Annotated in this window: 17 protein-coding genes and 1 pseudogene; 17 read left to right on the top strand and 1 reads right to left on the bottom strand. The window is 67.2% G+C overall.

The genetic code is table 11. From position 1 onward, the window contains the following. From A5645_RS23385 to aroQ, 3 genes are read left to right on the top strand one after another with little or no spacing between them, the layout of a single operon-like run. Positions 1-525 carry a shikimate kinase gene (locus tag A5645_RS23385; protein ID WP_065131211.1) on the top strand — a complete coding sequence of 175 codons (525 nt, stop codon included), beginning with the start codon at positions 1-3 and terminating at the stop codon, positions 523-525. Beyond that, positions 522-1,610, top strand: coding sequence for a 3-dehydroquinate synthase (gene aroB, locus A5645_RS23380; protein WP_065131210.1), 1,089 nt, complete (start codon positions 522-524; stop codon positions 1,608-1,610). The genes A5645_RS23385 and aroB overlap by 4 nt, the downstream gene beginning before the upstream one ends. Continuing rightward, complete coding sequence (gene aroQ / locus A5645_RS23375) at positions 1,607-2,038, top strand: type II 3-dehydroquinate dehydratase (protein WP_065033710.1); 432 nt, start codon at positions 1,607-1,609, stop codon at positions 2,036-2,038. The genes aroB and aroQ overlap by 4 nt, the downstream gene beginning before the upstream one ends. Here the strand turns inward: aroQ and A5645_RS23370 are convergent. Next, positions 2,028-2,753: a B-4DMT family transporter gene (locus tag A5645_RS23370; RefSeq protein ID WP_172830596.1), complete on the bottom strand. Its 726-nt coding sequence runs from the start codon at positions 2,751-2,753 to the stop codon at positions 2,028-2,030. The two genes, aroQ and A5645_RS23370, sit on opposite strands and share 11 nt — an antisense overlap. A gap of 33 nt (positions 2,754-2,786) precedes the next feature. Between A5645_RS23370 and A5645_RS23365 the strand changes: the two genes are divergently transcribed. The 14 genes and pseudogenes from A5645_RS23365 (at position 2,787) to A5645_RS23300 (ending at position 17,539) form a co-directional block, all read left to right on the top strand. Further along, positions 2,787-3,905, top strand: a complete 1,119-nt coding sequence (locus A5645_RS23365; protein WP_065131209.1) for a M24 family metallopeptidase — start codon at positions 2,787-2,789, stop codon at positions 3,903-3,905. Between the two features lie 15 nt (positions 3,906-3,920). Further along, the gene (efp, locus tag A5645_RS23360) at positions 3,921-4,484 is read left to right on the top strand and encodes an elongation factor P (RefSeq protein WP_036355256.1); all 564 of its coding nucleotides are present in this window, start codon (positions 3,921-3,923) and stop codon (positions 4,482-4,484) included. A 1-nt stretch (position 4,485) separates the two neighbouring features. After that, positions 4,486-4,986, top strand: coding sequence for a transcription antitermination factor NusB (nusB, locus tag A5645_RS23355; protein WP_065033693.1), 501 nt, complete (start codon positions 4,486-4,488; stop codon positions 4,984-4,986). Next, a complete protein-coding gene (locus A5645_RS23350) occupies positions 4,983-5,399 on the top strand; it encodes an antitermination protein NusB (RefSeq protein ID WP_065033692.1) in 417 nt (138 codons plus the stop codon). Before nusB ends, A5645_RS23350 begins: the two co-directional genes overlap by 4 nt. Before the next feature lie 106 nt (positions 5,400-5,505). Beyond that, the gene (locus A5645_RS23345) at positions 5,506-6,072 is read left to right on the top strand and encodes an Rv1733c family protein (RefSeq protein ID WP_081288529.1); all 567 of its coding nucleotides are present in this window, start codon (positions 5,506-5,508) and stop codon (positions 6,070-6,072) included. Further along, entirely contained in the window at positions 6,072-7,337 is a 1,266-nt protein-coding gene (locus A5645_RS23340; protein WP_065131208.1) for an NAD(P)/FAD-dependent oxidoreductase, read from the top strand. Before A5645_RS23345 ends, A5645_RS23340 begins: the two co-directional genes overlap by 1 nt. 75 nt (positions 7,338-7,412) lie before the next feature. Next, entirely contained in the window at positions 7,413-7,853 is a 441-nt protein-coding gene (locus tag A5645_RS23335) for a DUF6636 domain-containing protein (protein WP_081288528.1), read from the top strand. 17 nt (positions 7,854-7,870) lie between these two features. Continuing rightward, positions 7,871-10,603: pseudogene (locus A5645_RS23330) on the top strand (aminotransferase class I/II-fold pyridoxal phosphate-dependent enzyme); the annotation flags it as partial. A 288-nt stretch (positions 10,604-10,891) separates the two neighbouring features. Then, the gene (locus A5645_RS23325) at positions 10,892-11,629 is read left to right on the top strand and encodes a GntR family transcriptional regulator (protein ID WP_065131207.1); all 738 of its coding nucleotides are present in this window, start codon (positions 10,892-10,894) and stop codon (positions 11,627-11,629) included. Further along, positions 11,626-11,856: a 4Fe-4S dicluster domain-containing protein gene (locus tag A5645_RS23320; protein WP_036355262.1), complete on the top strand. Its 231-nt coding sequence runs from the start codon at positions 11,626-11,628 to the stop codon at positions 11,854-11,856. The genes A5645_RS23325 and A5645_RS23320 overlap by 4 nt, the downstream gene beginning before the upstream one ends. Positions 11,857-11,881: 25 nt before the next feature. Beyond that, positions 11,882-13,270, top strand: coding sequence for an ABC transporter substrate-binding protein (locus A5645_RS23315; protein ID WP_065131206.1), 1,389 nt, complete (start codon positions 11,882-11,884; stop codon positions 13,268-13,270). Continuing rightward, positions 13,267-14,115 carry an ABC transporter permease gene (locus A5645_RS23310; RefSeq protein WP_065033688.1) on the top strand — a complete coding sequence of 283 codons (849 nt, stop codon included), beginning with the start codon at positions 13,267-13,269 and terminating at the stop codon, positions 14,113-14,115. Before A5645_RS23315 ends, A5645_RS23310 begins: the two co-directional genes overlap by 4 nt. Next, positions 14,112-14,849 carry an ABC transporter ATP-binding protein gene (locus A5645_RS23305; RefSeq protein WP_065131205.1) on the top strand — a complete coding sequence of 246 codons (738 nt, stop codon included), beginning with the start codon at positions 14,112-14,114 and terminating at the stop codon, positions 14,847-14,849. Before A5645_RS23310 ends, A5645_RS23305 begins: the two co-directional genes overlap by 4 nt. Beyond that, positions 14,846-17,539, top strand: coding sequence for a fumarate reductase/succinate dehydrogenase flavoprotein subunit (locus A5645_RS23300; RefSeq protein ID WP_155768140.1), 2,694 nt, complete (start codon positions 14,846-14,848; stop codon positions 17,537-17,539). The genes A5645_RS23305 and A5645_RS23300 overlap by 4 nt, the downstream gene beginning before the upstream one ends. Positions 17,540-17,604: the final 65 nt, after the last annotated feature.

The raw sequence follows: 17,604 nt of genomic DNA, 5'->3' as shown, positions 1-17,604 counted from the left end.
ATGGCTCCCAGAGCGGTACTCGTGGGCTTACCCGGTTCCGGCAAGTCGACCATCGGACGTCGGCTCGCCAAGGCACTCGGGGTCAGCATGCTCGACACCGACGCGGCCATCGAGCAGAAGACGGGGCGCACCATCGCCGACATCTTCGCTGCCGACGGTGAGCAGGAGTTCCGGCGCATCGAAGAAGAGGTGATCCGCGCGGCCCTGGCCGAGCACGACGGCGTGCTGTCGCTGGGCGGGGGAGCGGTCACCAGCCCCGGGGTGTGCGCGGCGCTGAACGGCCACACCGTCGTCTACCTCGAGATCAGCGCCGCCGAAGGCGTCCGGCGCACCGGGGGCAACACCGTGCGGCCCCTGCTGGCCGGGCCGGACCGGGCCGAGAAATTCCGTGAGCTGATGGCCAAGCGCGTTCCGCTGTACCGCCGCGTCGCGACCATCCGGGTGGACACCAACCGCCGCAACCCCGGCGCGGTCGTCCGCTATATCCTGTCGCGGCTGAACACCCAGGTAGAGGCTGCCAAATGACAGAAACAACCAAGCCGGTCACCATCGAGGTGGCCGTCGACCCGCCGTACCCCGTGCTGATCGGCACCGGGCTGCTCGGCGAACTCGACGAGCTGCTGGCCGGCCGGCACAAGGTCGCCATCCTGCATCAGCCGGTGCTGACGCAGACCGCGGAGACCATCCGAACCAGGTTGGCGGACAAGGGGATCGACGCGCATCGCATCGAGATCCCGGACGCCGAGGCCGGCAAGGACCTACCCGTCGTGGGCTTCATCTGGGAAGTGTTGGGCCGCATCGGAATCGGTCGTAAGGACGCACTGGTCAGCCTGGGCGGCGGCGCGGCCACCGATGTCGCCGGGTTCGCCGCAGCCACCTGGTTGCGCGGGGTATCGATCGTGCACGTGCCTACCACGCTGCTCGGCATGGTGGACGCGGCGGTCGGCGGGAAGACCGGCATCAACACCGACGCCGGCAAGAACCTGGTCGGAGCGTTCCATCAGCCGCTGGCGGTGCTGGTCGACATCTCGACGCTGAAGACGTTGCCGCACAACGAGATCGTGGCCGGGATGGCCGAGGTGGTGAAGGCCGGGTTCATCGCCGACCCGGTGATCCTGGACCTCATCGAGGCCGACCCGCAGGCGGCACTCGACCCGGAGGGCGACGTGCTGCCCGAACTGGTCCGGCGCGCCATCGCCGTCAAGGCGGAAGTCGTCGCGGCCGACGAGAAGGAATCCGAGCTCCGCGAAATCCTCAATTACGGGCACACTTTGGCGCACGCGATCGAACGCCGGGAGCGCTACCGGTGGCGGCACGGTGCCGCCGTGTCGGTGGGCCTGGTCTTCGCCGCCGAGCTTGCCCGGCTCACCGGCCGACTCGACGACGAAACCGCACAGCGCCACCGCGCCATCCTGACTTCCCTGGGGCTGCCGGTCACCTACGACGCCGACGCCCTTCCCCAGCTGCTGGAATACATGGCCGGGGACAAGAAGACCCGCGCCGGTGTGCTGCGGTTCGTGGTCCTGGACGGGCTGGCCAAACCGGGCCGGCTGGTCGGGCCCGACCCGGGCCTGCTGGTGACCGCCTACGCGGGAGTGTGCGCGCCATGAGCAACGTAAACGTGTTCAACGGCCCGAATCTCGGTCGCCTCGGCCAGCGCGAGCCCGCCGTCTACGGCAGCACCACCCACGACGAACTGGCCGCCCTGATCGAGCGTGAAGCCGCCGACCTCGGCCTCAACGCCGTTGTGCGGCAAACCGATAGCGAAGCCGAACTGCTGGACTGGATTCACCGCGCCGCCGATGCCTCCGAACCGGTGATACTCAACGCCGGCGGCCTCACCCATACGTCGGTGGCGCTGCGTGACGCCTGCGCCGAGCTGAGCGCACCACTGATCGAGGTGCACATCTCGAATGTGCATGCGCGCGAGGAGTTCCGGCGCCACTCCTACCTGAGTCCGGTCGCCACCGGGGTCATCGTGGGACTGGGCGTCCAGGGCTACCTATTGGCCCTGCGCTACCTGGCGGCTACTCGCTAGATTTCTTGTGCGGCCTGGTCGCCTCGTCCAGGTTCAGCACCTCGGTCTTGGCCTCGCTGCTGTCACCGGTGCGGATCACCTCGGTCTTGTCCTCGCTGCCGCGGTCGCCGGTGCGGATGACCTCGGTCTGCTCATCGCGCTCTGCGGTGGCCACCGGCGAGGTGCGCTCTTCGGTCTGGGCGCCGCCCTGCGATTGCCGGGGGATCTCACCCGTCGGGCTTTCGTCCTCACGCACCGCGGAGAACACGTCGGTGTCCTGGCGGTCGTGCGACCCGTCATGCTTCTCCGGGGGCGGGGCGTTGCGGTCGACTCGCCACCGGCCGACCGCCACGCCCAGGATGCCGAAGACGAACACGATCAGAGCGGTGAATGCGGCGAAAGTGGTTAGCTCGTTGAGCAGCCCGCCGGTGTAGATGCCCTTGTAGAACAGCGCGATGATCCACGCCACCAGGCCGCTGACCAAGCCCGCCACCAGGCCGCCCAGCAGCCAGACCATTGCGAGGTCCTCACGGCGGTCCGGGTCCGGGTTGGCCTTGGCGTCGGCGCGGCCGTCGCGGAAGCCCCACAACACCGACGCGATCACGAAGAGTGTCAGCAGCACGATGCTGATCAGCGCAGACTGCGTCTGCCACGCGTTGATCAGCGCTCCTTGGAAAAGGCGAAGAACGACCATCGCGGCGGCAAAGACCAATCCACGCACCATCCACTTGTTCATGGGCAAACAGCGTAGCGAGTACCGTCAAGGGTCGTGACACATTCCCAGCGTCGACACAACCTCAAAGCCAAAATCGGTGCCGCCGGACTAGATGCGATGCTGGTCACGGACCTGATAAATGTGCGGTATCTATCCGGATTCAGTGGATCCAACGGCGCGTTGCTGGTGTTTGCCGACGATCGGGAGGCCGTGCTGGCCACCGACGGCCGTTATCGCACCCAGGCGGCGCAGCAGGCCCCCGATCTGGAAGTGGTCATCGAGCGGGCGGTGGGCCGGTATCTGGCGGGCCGGGCCGGGCAGGACGGCGTGGGGAAACTGGGCTACGAAAGCCATGTCGTCACCGTCGACGGCATGGACGCGTTGTCCGCGGCTCTGGAGGGCCACAACACCGAGCTGATCCGCGCGTCGGGCACCGTGGAGGCGCTGCGCGAGGTCAAGGACGCCGGTGAGCTGGCACTGCTGCGCCTGGCGTGTGAGGCGGCCGACGCCGCCCTGGCCGATCTGATCGAGCGCGGCGGACTGCGCCCGGGCCGCACCGAACGCGAGGTCAGCCGCGGGCTGGAGAACCTGATGCTCGATCACGGCGCCGATGCGATCTCGTTCGAGACGATCGTGGCGGCCGGGCCGAATTCCGCTATCCCGCACCACCGGCCCACCGACGCGGCGCTGGCCGCGGGTGATTTCGTCAAGATCGACTTCGGCGCGCTGGTGGCCGGCTATCACTCGGACATGACCCGGACGTTCGTGCTGGGCAACGCCGCCGACTGGCAGCTGGAGATCTACGAGTTGGTGGCCGAAGCGCAACGGGCCGGCCGCGAAGCCCTGCATCCGGGCGCTGAACTGCGTGACGTCGACGGTGCGGCGCGAAAGATGATCGCCGACGCGGGTTACGGCGAGCACTTCGGCCACGGTCTGGGGCACGGAGTCGGTCTGCAGATCCACGAAGCGCCAGGCATCGGGGCAACCTCCGCCGGTACACTACTTGCGGGCTCCGTGGTGACAGTGGAGCCCGGCGTCTATCTACCCGGCCGCGGCGGTGTCCGCATCGAGGACACGCTGGTGGTGCCAAGTAGGGCGTCGGCTAACTCGCAGACCACCGGGCAGACCCCGGAATTGTTGACCCGGTTCCCGAAGGAACTGGCCATCTTGTAGGAGAAGTAAAAGAACGTGGCGACCACTGCTGACTTCAAGAACGGACTTGTCCTGGTCATCGACGGCCAGTTGTGGACGATCACCGAGTTCCAGCACGTCAAGCCCGGCAAGGGGCCGGCTTTCGTGCGCACCAAGCTGAAGAACGTGCTGTCCGGGAAGGTCGTCGACAAGACCTACAACGCCGGCGTCAAGGTCGACACCGCCACCGTCGACCGGCGCGACACCACCTATCTCTACCGCGACGGCTCAGATTTCGTCTTCATGGACAGCGAGGACTACGAGCAGCACCCGCTGCCGGAGTCGCTCGTCGGCGACGCGGCGCGGTTCCTACTCGAAGGCCTGCCGGTGCAGGTGGCCTTCCACAACGGAGCACCGCTGTACATCGAACTTCCGGTCTCCGTTGAGCTCGTCGTCTCTCACACCGAGCCGGGCTTGCAGGGCGACCGCTCCAGCGCGGGCACCAAGCCGGCGACGGTGGAAACGGGAGCGGAGATCCAGGTGCCGCTGTTCATCAACACCGGCGACAAGCTCAAGGTGGACACCCGCGACGGCAGCTACCTGGGTCGGGTCAACACCTGACATGCCGGAGGGGAAAGCGAGTAAGCCGGGCCGCCGGTCCCAGCCGCTGAAGGGCCGGCACAGCGCGCGTAAGCGTGCGGTCGACTTGCTGTTCGAGGCCGAGGCGCGCGGGATGAGCCCGGTCGAACTGGTCGACGTACGCACCGCGCTCGCCGAATCCAACCCAGACGTGGCGCCGCTGCATCCCTACACGGCCGGGGTGGCGCGCGGGGTGGCCGAGCACGCCGCGCACATCGACGAGCTGATCACCTCGCACCTGCAGGCGTGGACGCTGGACCGCCTGCCGGCGGTGGATCGCGCAATCCTGCGGGTTGCGGTGTGGGAACTGCTCTATGCCGAGGACGTGCCGGAACCGGTCGCCGTCGACGAGGCGGTGGAGCTGGCCAAGGAGTTGTCCACCGACGACTCGCCCGGCTTCGTCAACGGGGTGCTGGGCCAGGTCATGCTGGTCACGCCGCAGATCCGCGCGGCGGCCCAAGCCGTGCGCGGAGCGGGTACATGACCCGCCTCGAGCTGCGTGTCGTCATCGCCGTCCTGGCGGCCGTGGCGGTGGTGGTCGGCGCGGTGGTCAGCGCCGCATTCGGGTGGACCATCGTCGCCTCGGTGCTGGCGATATTCGCGCTCGGAGTGGGTGCCCTGGTGTATCACACGATCGAACGCCTGATCCTGGCCCGCCGCATCAGTACCGTACGCACCGCGGCCAAACCGCTGCAGCCGCTGCTGCCGGTGATGGCCGCCATCATGGGCCTCACCCAGGGCGTGGTCCGCTCGCTCGGCGACGTCACCGACCTCCCCGGACGGCGCTGGGAACTTCCGCAACTGCCGATGCTCAAGTGGGTGGAGAACTCGCTCGGCAACCGCGGCAACCAGCAGACCATCGACAGTGAAGACGACGCCGACGGCCGGTCGCTGTAGCAGACCGACAACGCACGAGCGCCGCACTGTCCCAGGTGGGCAATGCCTGCGGCGCAACTAGCGATCACCATGGAGTTGTCAGCAATCAACTCCGAAGGTGGCTAATATGCACACGCTGCGTTCCGAACGTGGACAGCGCATCGTGGCCCGCATCCGGCACCACGCACGCATCGCCGACGGAACCGAGATGTTGACCGCGATCTGGATTGCGATCACCTTGCTGGTCGGCTTGCCGTTGGCCGGCGTCGTGGGCCTCTCGGTCTATGAGTCGCGCACTCGCGTTCTGGGCGAGCAGGCGCAGACCCGGCAGTTGGTGACGGCGGTGGTGGTCAGCGGCTCGCGCCAAGAGATGTCGGACCCCCGGACGGTCGCCGTGCCGGCCCGGTGGTTCGCCGGCGGGATCCAGCACGCAGGTGACGTGACAGCGCCCCGAGGCGTGAAAGCCGGGGATTCCGTGGACATCTGGGCGGACCAGGACGGGAACCACGTCGCGCTGCCGTCCCGGACCCCGCTGGATGAGGCCGCGGCGGCCGCCCTGTCCACCTGGTTGAGTGTCTCCGCGGTGGCCGCGATATTTCTGGCCGGCAATTGGGCGGTCGTGCAGCGACTGCGTGACGGCCGGCGCGAGGGACCGGTGATTGCGAACCGAAGGCTCAGCTATGGAGGTGTCTGATGGCCGGTGTCGAAGATATCGACGGTGGACCCCGCACGGTAATCGTTGTAGGCGCGGGCATCGTCGGATTGTCGACGGCGTGGTTCCTGCAAGAGCGTGGCGTCGATGTCACGGTGGTTGACCGCGGCGGTGTCGGCGCCGGCGCGTCCGCTGGCAACGCCGGGTGGGTGGCACCGGGTCTGGTCCTGCCGCTGAACTCTCCGGCGGTCTTGCGCTACGGGTTGCGGTCCCTGTTCGACGCGAATGCGCCGCTCCACATCCCGATGACCGGAGACCCGCGACTTTGGCTCTTCCTGATGCAATTCGCCGCGAACTGTCGGCGATCGTCGTGGAGTCGGGCGCTACGGGCGAACACAGTCCTCAACGAGGACTGCATCGATGCGTTCGACGTCCTGGTCAACAACGGGGTGGACGTGCCGGTGACAGACGCACCGATCACTGCCTTGTTCGATTCCAGCGCCGGGGCCCGACACCTACTGAAGGAACTCGACGAACTTCAACAGGTTAGCCAGACAACGTTTGTCACCACACTGTCGGGCGACGCCCTGCACGAACAGGTGCCGTTGGCGGCGCCGGCGGCTACGTCCGGGCTCAGCATCAACGGCCAGCGCTTCCTCGATCCCGGCCGGTTCGTGACGGCGCTGGGACGAGCGGTGACCGAACGGGGCGCGCTGTTGCACAGCTTGGAGGTCACCGGAATCGTCCCTTCGGGCAATGGCATTGCGGTGGTGACGAATTACGGCGAGCCGTTGCGGGCAGATGCCGTGGTGATCGCCAGTGGCGCGCAGCTGCCCCAACTGACGGCCCGCTGGTTGCGCGTGCCCGTGCGCGCCGGTCGTGGTTACTCGTTCACCGTGCCCGTGGATCGCCCCATCCCGGGGCCCATCTACCTGCCGGGTGCCCGGGTGGCCTGCACGCCGTACCGAGGCGCGATGCGGGTCTCGGGCACCATGGAGTTCCGCAACCCGCGGGAGCGGGTTTTTCCCGAACGGGTGGCGTCGATCGTGAGCTCGGCAAGTCGGTTGTTGGACGGCATGCGCTGGGACGAACGCAGTGACGTTTGGGTTGGTGCCCGCCCGATCACGCCCGACGGACGTCCGCTGATCGGCGAGGTGGCACCAAAGGTGTTTGTCGCTGGTGGACACGGCATGTGGGGATTGACGCATGGACCGGTGACCGGGCGGTATCTGGCCGAACAGGTCACCACCGGGAAGCAGCCACAGAGCCTGCGCGAGTTCGACCCGCTGCGCTGGGTCGGCCGCTGAAGACCAAACCGCCGAAACGCTCGTGCGTCGAGGGAGGGGGAGACACAATAGCGGCGTGATGGAAAACTGTCGGCAATGATGCCGAACAGAGCGAGCGCCGGATTCGTCGCGGCGTTCGTCGTGGCAGCGCTGGCAGCGCCGGAGCCGACGGCGCACGCCGCCGGCCTCGAGTTCTTCCAGACGCCGTCGGGAAATATCGGTTGCGGCATCGGGCCGATGGAAAGCTCGGCCTTCGCCGGCTGCGAGATCCGTGAGCACTCCTACCCGGTGCCGCCGCGCCCCAACCCCTGCATGGGCGCGTGGGGGAGCAGGATCAGCATGCACCAGGGCGCCCCAGCCCAAATGTCTTGTCATAGTGACACAATCCTCGGCACCGGCTACCCGGTGCTGCAGTACGGTCAGACTCGGTCATTCAACTCGATAACGTGCGAGAGCCAGGAGTCCGGCATCACCTGCACGGATCACAGCACCGGCCACTATTTCCGTCTTTCCCGCGATGCTTACGAACTGCACTGACGCCGAAGGGTGACGACATGACCAGATACAACGCCCGTCCGCGGCGACTTCGCGTCTCGGCGCTGGCCGCGGTGGCCAACCCGTCATACACGCGGATCGACACCTGGAACCTGCTCGACGACGCCTGCCGCCACCTCGCCGAGGTTGACCTGGCCGGCCTGGACAAGACCCACGACATCGCCAAGGTGAAGCGGTTGATGGACCGCATCGCCGCCTACGAGCGGTACTGGCTGTATCCGGGCGCCGACAATCTGGCGACGTTCCGCTCTCATCTGGAGAGCCTGTCCACCGTGCGCCTGGCCGAAGAAGTGTCGCAAGCCGTGCGGCTGCTGTCCGAATACGGCGACCGCACAGCACTATTCGACCTTTCGGCGCCATTGGCCGACCAGGAGCTGGTGGCCCAGGCCAAGCAGCAGCAGTTCTACACCGTGCTGCTGGCCGACGATTCGCCGTGCACCGCTCCGGACTGCCTGGTCGATGCGCTGCGCCAACTGCGCAACGCGGCCGAGGACATCCAGTTCGAGATCCTGGTGGCGCCGAGTGTCGAGGACGCGATCACCGCTGTGGCGCTCAACGGCGAGATCCAGGCCGCGATCATCCGCCACGATCTGCCGTTGCGCTCGCGCGACCGGGTGCCGCTGATGAACACGTTGCTCGGCGCCAACGACGACATACCGGTGTCCGACCGCACGCACGACTGGGTCGAATGCGGCGAGTGGATCCGTGAACTGCGGCCGCACATCGACCTGTACCTGCTCACCGACGAGTCGATCGCCGCAGGCGGCGACGACGAGCCCGACGTCTACGACCGCACCTTCTATCGGCTCAACGATGTGACCGACCTGCACAGCACCGTGATCGCCGGGCTGCGAAACCGGTTCTCCACACCGTTTTTCGACGCCCTGCGCGCCTATGCCGCGGCACCGGTCGGCCAGTTCCACGCGCTACCGGTCGCCCGTGGTGCCAGCGTCTTCAACTCGAAGTCGTTGCAAGACATGGGCGAATTCTACGGCCGCAACATCTTCATGGCTGAAACTTCCACCACCTCAGGCGGTTTGGATTCGCTGCTCGACCCGCACGGCAACATCAAGAAGGCGATGGACAAGGCCGCGGTGACGTGGAATGCCAACCACACCTACTTCGTCACCAACGGAACCTCCACCGCGAACAAGATTGTGGTGCAGTCGTTGACGCGGCCCGGCGACATCGTGCTGATCGACCGCAACTGCCACAAGTCGCACCACTACGGGCTGGTATTGGCGGGCGCCTACCCGCGCTACCTGGAGTCCTATGCGCTGCCGCAGTTCGCGATCTACGGGGCGGTCCCGCTGAGCACCATCAAGAAGGCGCTGCTGGACCTGGAAGCGGCCGGGCAGCTGGACAAGGTCCGCATGCTGCTGCTGACCAATTGCATCTTCGACGGCGTCGTCTACAACCCGCGGCAGGTGATGGAAGAGGTGCTGGCGATCAAGCCGGACATCTGCTTCCTGTGGGACGAGGCCTGGTTCGCGTTCGCCACCGCGGTGCCGTGGGCCCGCCAGCGCACGGCCATGGTGTCGGCCGAGAAGCTCGAACAGATGCTGGACTCCCCGCAGTACGCCCAGGAGTACCGGCTGTGGGCCGCGTCGATGGAGGGCATTCCGCGTTCGGAGTGGGTCAACCACCGACTGCTGCCCGACCCCGACAAGGCACGGGTACGGGTGTATGCGACGCATTCGACGCACAAGTCACTCTCGGCCTTCCGGCAGGCGTCGATGATCCACGTGCGCGACCAGGACTTCAACGCCCGCGCCCGCGACGCCTTCGGCGAGGCGTTTTTGACCCATACATCAACCTCGCCGAACCAGCAGCTGCTGGCGTCTCTGGACCTGGCCCGGCGCCAGGTCGACATCGAGGGTTTCCAGCTGGTCCGGCAGGTCTACGACATGGCGCTGGTGTTCCGGCACCGGGTCCGCAAGGACCGGCTGATCAGCAAGTGGTTCCGCATTCTCGACGAGTCCGACCTGGTACCCGAGGAATACCGGGCGTCGCACGTCAGCTCGTATCGCGAAGTGCGCCAGGGCGCCCTCGACGAGTGGAACGAAGCCTGGCGATCCGACCAGTTCGTGCTGGACCCCACCAGGGTCACCCTGTTCCTGGGCAAGACCGGCATGAACGGCTACGACTTCCGCGAGAAGATCCTGATGGACCGGTTCGGTATCCAGATCAACAAGACCTCGATCAACAGCGTCCTGCTGATCTTCACCATCGGCGTGACCTGGTCGAGCGTGCACCATCTGCTCGACGTGCTGCGCCGGGTGGCCACCGACTTCGACCGGACCAAGGAGGCCGCGAGCGCGGCCGACTGGGCGCTGCACGAGCGCCGCGTCGAGGAGATCACCGAAGATCTGCCGCACCTGCCGGACTTCAGCGAGTTCGACGTCGCGTTCCGTCCCGCCGAGGGCAGTGTGTACGGCGACACCCGGTCGGCGTTCTATGCCGGGTATGAGGAATCGGACCGCGAGTACGTGCTGATCGGCACCGCCGGTCGCCGCATCGCCGAGGGAAAGACGTTGGTGTCCACCACGTTTGTGGTTCCTTATCCGCCGGGATTCCCCGTGTTGGTGCCGGGCCAGGTGGTGTCCAAAGAGATCGTCTACTTCCTGGCCCAGCTCGACGTCAAGGAGATCCACGGATACAACCACGAGCTGGGCCTGTCGGTGTTCACCGAGGAGGCGCTGGCGCGGATGGAGGCGCAGCGCAAGGCGGTGACACGGGCAAAGGTATCGGGCAACGGATCGGAGCCCTCGCGGGCGCCCGAGGCGCCGATGGTGGCGAACGAGCACACCGTCCGGGTGAACTGAGATCGAGCTGGCTGTCACCCGCATTAGTTTCAGCGCGATCAGAACTGCGGGTGTGGGTCCGGGGTGGCGCAATAGCGCTTCGGGAGCCGGACATCGCAGGTGACGCACTACGGTGCCCGGCGCAATGGTCCGGACCCTCAGTCGCGCCGCTATCGGTCCCGACATTGCGCCGTTGACCTGCATTAGCGTGGCGGCGTGGCAGATCCAGTGCCGATCCAGGGCGCCCGGGCAGACCGGGCCCGCCGGGTTGCCGACGTGCTGCGTCAGCAGATTCACGCCGGCGCCTACCCCGACGGGCTACCCACCGAAAGCGAGTTGGCCGCCGAGTTCTCGGCGTCCCGCAACACCGTTCGTGAAGCGCTCGGCGTCCTGAAGCATGAGGGCCTGATCGACCGCGGACCGAAGATCGGAACGCACGTCGCGCAGCGCAAGTACACGCACGGCCTGGACACGCTGCTCGGGCTGAAGGAGACCTTCAACGGCCGGGGCGAGGTCCGCAACCAGGTGCGAGCCGCGATGCTGGTCGCGGCCCCTCCGTCGGTGGCACACCGACTGCGGCTGGGCCCCGGTGAGCATGCCGTCTTCATCGAGCGACTGCGGTACCTGGGTGACTTGCCGCTCAGCCTCGACCTGACCTACCTGGCCCCGGACATCGGCACGCAGATCCTGGGACATCCGCTGGAAGACAACGATCTGTTCGCATTGATCGAGCAGGTGAGCGGGCGACCGCTCGGGTCAGCGGCACTGGCGCTGGAAGCCATTCCCGCCGACGCCCATTCGGCGGTGGCGCTGCAAGTGCCCAATGGCGCGCCGCTGCTGATGCTGGAGCGCCTCACCAGCCTGGACGACGGCCGCCCCGTCGACCTGGAGTACATCAGGATGCGGGGGGACCGAATCACCATGCGCGGCAACCTGATTAGGAGCAAGCCTTGACGCTGATCGACAACACCCGAGCCGACGTGCCGGTCACCATCGACGAATCGCTGTGCATCGACGGCTGCACCCTGTGCGTGGAGGTGTGCCCGCTGGATGCGCTGGCGATCAATCCCGACACCGGCAAGGCGTTCATGCATGTCGACGAATGCTGGTACTGCGGGCCGTGCGCGGCGCGCTGCCCAACCGGGGCGGTCACGGTGAACATGCCCTATCTGCTGCGCTGAACCACGTTCTGGATCAGGGACATTCATGAAGAGGAATGCGCTCCGCCTGCTGTCCGTCGCGGTGACGCTCACCCTATCGCTGTCCGGTTGCTCGCTGGAATCGCTGGCCGAGTCCGACGGAGTCGTCAACGTCGTCGTCGGCTACCAGTCCAAGACCATCAACACCGTGACGGCCGGTACACTGCTGCGCGCTCAGGGTTACCTCGAGCACCGGCTCGCCGATGTCACCCACCGCACCGGCACCAGATACGCCGTGCGGTGGCAGGACTACGACACGGGTGCGCCGATCACCGCGCAGATGCTCGCCGAGAAGATCGACATCGGTTCGATGGGGGATTACCCCCTGCTGATCAACGGCTCGAAAACCCGGGTTAATCCATTGGCCCGCACCGAAATGGTGTCGGTCACCGGTTACCACCCCAAGGGTGCCCTGAACATGGTTGTGGTGGCGCCGGGTTCGTCGGCGACGACGCTGGCCGACCTCAAGGACGCCAGAGTCTCGGCGAGTGTGGGTTCGGCAGGTCACGGCACCCTGGTCCGGGCGCTGGACCGAGCCGGGATTCACGGTGCCGAAGTGCTCAACCAGCAGCCACAGGTCGGCGCTTCTGCTCTGGAATCAGGCCAGGTGCAGGCGCTTTCGCAATTTGTCGCCTGGCCTGGGCTGTTGGTGTACCAGGGCAAGGGCCGGTTGCTCTACGACGGTGCGGAGCTGAACGTGCCCACCCTGCACGGTGTCGTGGTGCGTCGCTCCTACGCGGCCGCGCATCCCGAGGTGCTGGCGGCGTTCCTGCAGGCACAACTGGACGCCACCGACTTTTTGAACACCAAGCCGTTGCAGGCGGCCCGCATCGTCGCCGACGCCAGCGGTCTGCCGCAAGAGGTGGTATACCTCTACAACGGTCCCGGCGGCACCTCGTTCGACAGCACGCTCAAGACATCCCAGATTGAAGCGCTCAAAGGCGATGTGCCATACCTGAAGTCGATCGGCGATTTCGCCGATCTCGACGTCGACGGATTCGTACAGGACGGGCCGCTGCGCGCGGTGTTCGGTGCTCGCGGGCTGGACTACGACGCCGGCCGCGCCCGTACCGACAATCCGTCGGCGCTCAGTGGCGACCCGGCCCTGGCCAGCGAATTGTGGCTGGACGGCTCCGATTCGACCCAGACGTTCGCCGACCCGACGGCCCTGCTCCACGCGATCAAAGCGGCGCGAGCGCGCGGCGCAAGAATCCGGGCCGTTTATGTGCCCGACACCGAACTGGGCACCCGATGGTTCGCCGATAAGGCGGTGTGGGTGCGCGACGGCGCCGATTACCGCCCGTTCGGCACCGTGGCCGGGGCACGTCGCTACCTGTCCGCGCATCCGGGTGCGGTGACCGTGGAATACGAGCAGGCAGTGGGGAGTTCGTTATGACCGCCGAACTGGCCGACCGAATTGCGGGCCCCGCCAGACCCGTCGCCGCGCCGCGAAGGTCCGCCTCACCGTGGCGGTCGCGGCTGCTGCGGCTGACGTCGGTGGCTCTCGCGCTCGGGCTCTGGCAGCTCCTCACCGCCGAAAAGATGCGGTTCTGGCTGCGATTCGACACGCTGCCCACCGTCACGGAGATCGCGACCGCGCTCACCCGGCGACTCGGTGCCTTCGAATACTGGCTGGACCTCGCCCAGTCGCTGCTGCGCATCCTCACCGGTTTCGGTCTGGCTGCGGCGGCTGGTGTCGCGACCGGTGTGCTGTTGGGGCGCTCCCGGTTGTTCGCCGACCTTTTCGGCCCGCTGACCGAGCTGGCCCGGCCGATTCCCGCGATCGCAGTGGTGCCGGTGGCGATTCTGTTGTTCCCGACCGACGAGGCGGGGATCGTGTTCATCACGTTCCTGGCGGCCTACTTCCCGATCATGGTCAGCACCCGGCACGCCGTGCGTGCCCTGCCGACCCTGTGGGAGGACAGTGTGCGCACTCTCGGGGGCGGGCGCTGGGACGTGCTGAGGCAGGTCGTCCTGCCCGGCATCCTGCCGGGAGTGTTCGGCGGACTGTCGGTCGGTATGGGGGTGGCGTGGATCTGCGTGATATCCGCCGAAATGATCTCGGGACGGCTGGGTGTCGGCTACCGCACGTGGCAGAACTACACGGTGCTGGCCTACCCGCAGGTTTTCGTCGGCATCATCACAATCGGCGTCCTGGGTTTCGCGACATCGGCGTCGATCGAACTTGTCGGGCGGCGGGCCACCCGGTGGCTGCCGAGGGGAGAGGAAGCGAAGCGATGAGAGGCATGAGTCTGGAACTGGATCGAGTACGCCTGTCGTACAACGGGATCCCAGTCATCGACGAGATGAGTCTGGCGGCGCGGCCCGGGGAGATCCTGGTGCTCACCGGCCCCTCGGGGTGTGGCAAGTCGACGGTGCTGCGGGCCCTGGCGGGTCTGAAGCGACCCGACGGCGGACGGGTGCTGGCCGACGGCGAAGAGGTGGTCAGCACATCGGGCGACCGCGGCATGGTGTTCCAGGACAACGCTTTACTGCCCTGGCGCACGGTACGGTCGAACATCGAACTTGCGTTGCGGTTGCGCGGGGTGCCGCGCACCACCCGCAGCGCCCAGGCCGAACGCTGGATCACCGAGGTCGGTCTCACCGGTTTCGGGCACTACCTGCCCAAGAGCCTGTCCGGTGGAATGCGTCAACGTGTTCAGCTGGCCCGTGGTCTGGCAGGTGCGCCGCGCGCGGTGCTGATGGACGAGCCGTTCGGCGCGCTGGACACTCAAACGCGTTCAGCCATGCAACGTTTGCTCGTCGATACCTGGCGAGCGCATCCCACCACCATCGTCTTTGTCACCCATGACGTCGACGAGGCCTTGGCCCTCGGTGACCGCATCGCCGTGCTGGGCCAAGCCGGCCGTCCGCTGCGTGCGGTGCTCGGCGTGCCGGATCCGCGCAGCACCGCTGCACGGGCCGAACTGCGCGCCGAAGTCATTGCCGCGCTGAACCATTCGGTGGCGGCATGATGCAGATACCCGCGGACGAGCCGCAGCTCCGGCTGGACTGCGACGTACTGGTCATCGGCGGTGGTACCGCCGGCACCATGGCGGCCCTCACCGCGGCTGACCACGGTGCGCAGGTGCTGCTGCTGGAGAAGGCGCATGTGCGCCACTCGGGCGCCCTGGCAATGGGCATGGACGGCGTGAACAACGCCGTCATCCCCGGCAAGGCCGAACCGGAAGACTACGTCGCCGAGATCACCCGGGCCAACGACGGAATCGTCAACCAGCGCACCGTGTATCAGACCGCCACCCGCGGGTTCGCTATGGTGCAGCGGCTGGAGCGCTATGGGGTGAAGTTCGAGAAGGACGAGCACGGCGAGTACGCGGTGCGCCGGGTACACCGCTCCGGCTCGTATGTGCTCCCGATGCCCGAGGGCAAGGACGTCAAGAAGGCGCTTTACCGGGTGTTGCGGCAACGCTCGATGCGGGAAAAGATCCGGATCGAGAACCGGCTGATGCCGGTGCGGGTGCTGACCGCCGATGGCCGGGCCGTCGGCGCCGCCGCGCTGCACACGCGCACCGGGGAGTTCGTCGCGATCGGCGCCAAAGCGGTGATCCTGGCGACCGGCGCGTGCGGACGGCTCGGCCTCCCCGCCTCCGGATATCTGTATGGCACCTACGAGAACCCGACCAATGCCGGTGATGGCTATTCGATGGCCTATCACGCCGGCGCCGAACTGTCCGGGATCGAGTGCTTCCAAGTCAATCCATTGATCAAGGACTACAACGGGCCGGCGTGCGCGTACGTCGCCAATCCGTTCGGCGGCTACCAGGTCAACGCGCACGGCGAGCGGTTCGTCGACTCCGACTACTGGTCGGGTCAGATGATGGCCGAGGTCAAGAGCGAGATCGATTCGGCTCGCGGACCGATCTACCTGAAGGTGTCGCATCTGCCCGACGAGACGCTTACGGCGCTGGAAAACATCCTGCACACCACCGAGCGGCCCACCCGGGGCACCTTCCACGCCAACCGGGGTCACGACTACCGCACTCACGACGTGGAGATGCACATCTCCGAAATCGGCCTGTGCAGTGGGCATTCCGCGTCCGGCGTGTGGGTCGACGAGCACGCCCGAACCACGGTTCCGGGTCTGTACGCCGCTGGGGACCTGGCCTGCGTCCCACACAACTACATGATCGGGGCCTTCGTCTTCGGCGACCTCGCGGGCGAACACGCCGCCTCGACGATCGCCGAAACCACTGCGCCACAACAACTGCCGCAGGACCAGCTGCGTGCGGCGCACGAGCTGATCTACCGCCCCTTGCGGCACCCGGACGGGCCGCCGCAGCCGCAGGTCGAATACAAGCTTCGGCGCTTCGTCAACGATTATGTGGCGCCACCCAAGACCGCGGCCAAGCTGTCGATCGCGATCCGCACCTTCGATCGGATGCGCGACGAGATCGCTGAAATGGGGGCACGCACCCCACACGAGCTGATGCGCGCGGTCGAGGTGTCCTTCATCCGGGACTGCGCGGAGATGGCCGCTCGGTCCTCGCTCACCCGGACCGAGTCACGGTGGGGGCTCTACCACGACCGCGCCGATCTGCCCGTGCGGGACGACAGCGAATGGGGCTATCACCTCAACCTGCGCAAGCACCCCGGTGACGGTCGGATGGTGTTCTTGAAGCGTCCGGTGGCCCCCTATTTGGTCTCGGTCCCGGAGTTCGATGCGCTGCCGCCGACGGATGGGCGCGTGGTCGAGGTGGAGCAGCCGCCGCTTATGGGCGGCCAAGCCCCGACCACCACCCGAACCCGTATCGCGACGACGGTGCACGCCCCGTCGCCGCGCATCGCCGAGGTCCTGGCTCTCGACGAGCCGACCACCGCGGACTTGCGGCCCTACCTGAGCGATCCCGACGCCGGAGTCCGCCGCACCGCGGTGGCAACCGTCACCGAGCACACACCGGACGGCTACGCGCCGGCCCTGTTCGCCGCGCTCGACGACGCCGATGTCACGGTGCGCCGGACCGCCGCCGACGGGATCCGGGAATTGGTGGAAGTGCTGCCGGATGCCGCCGAGGCCCGCCCGCATCTGGACTCACCGGATGCGGTGGTGCGCGCCGCGGCAATCTATGTGCTCGCGGCGCGGCGCGCCGGTTCGGCGCCGGAGTACCGGCGCGGGCTCGACGACGATATTCACCATGTGCGGATCGAGGCCGTGCGCGCGTTGGTCTCCGTCGACGACGTGGCCGGCGTCGTCGCTGCCGCGGCTGACGAGAACCGGGAAGTCCGGATCGCCGCGGCCGGGGGATTGGCCGCTATGCAGCCATCGGCGCGCAGCCGGGATGCCATCGGCGTCTTGATTGACGACCCGGACCCGCTGGTGCGCGCCGCCGCGCTCGCGGCGATGTCTGAATTGGGTTGCGATGAGATTCATTTCGATGCGGTGAAACAGGCGCTGCGGGCAACGGCCTGGCAGGTGCGGGTGGGGGCGGCGCGGGCGCTTGCCGGTGCGGCGAGCGACCTCGCCGTGCCGCAGCTGGCTGATGCCGTCGCGGACACGCATCTGGACGTGCGGAAGGCGGCGGTGCTGAGTCTGACCAGGTGGGCCGGCGAGTCCGCCGCCCGCGACGCACTCGCTATCGCACTCAAGGACAACGACGCCGACGTGCGGGCCTACGCTCGTCGCGCGCTCGATGGCGTGAGCGCGTAGTCAAATCCTGCCGCCCAGCGTGGGGGCTGTGGCGGCGCTGTGACCATTTCTCCTGCGTAGACCCA

The organism is Mycobacterium asiaticum, assembly GCF_001673635.1.
Classification (GTDB): Bacteria; Actinomycetota; Actinomycetes; order Mycobacteriales; family Mycobacteriaceae; genus Mycobacterium; species Mycobacterium asiaticum_C.
The sequence above is the reverse complement of the archived record's forward strand: the minus strand, read 5'-3'. Positions and strand labels throughout refer to the sequence as shown.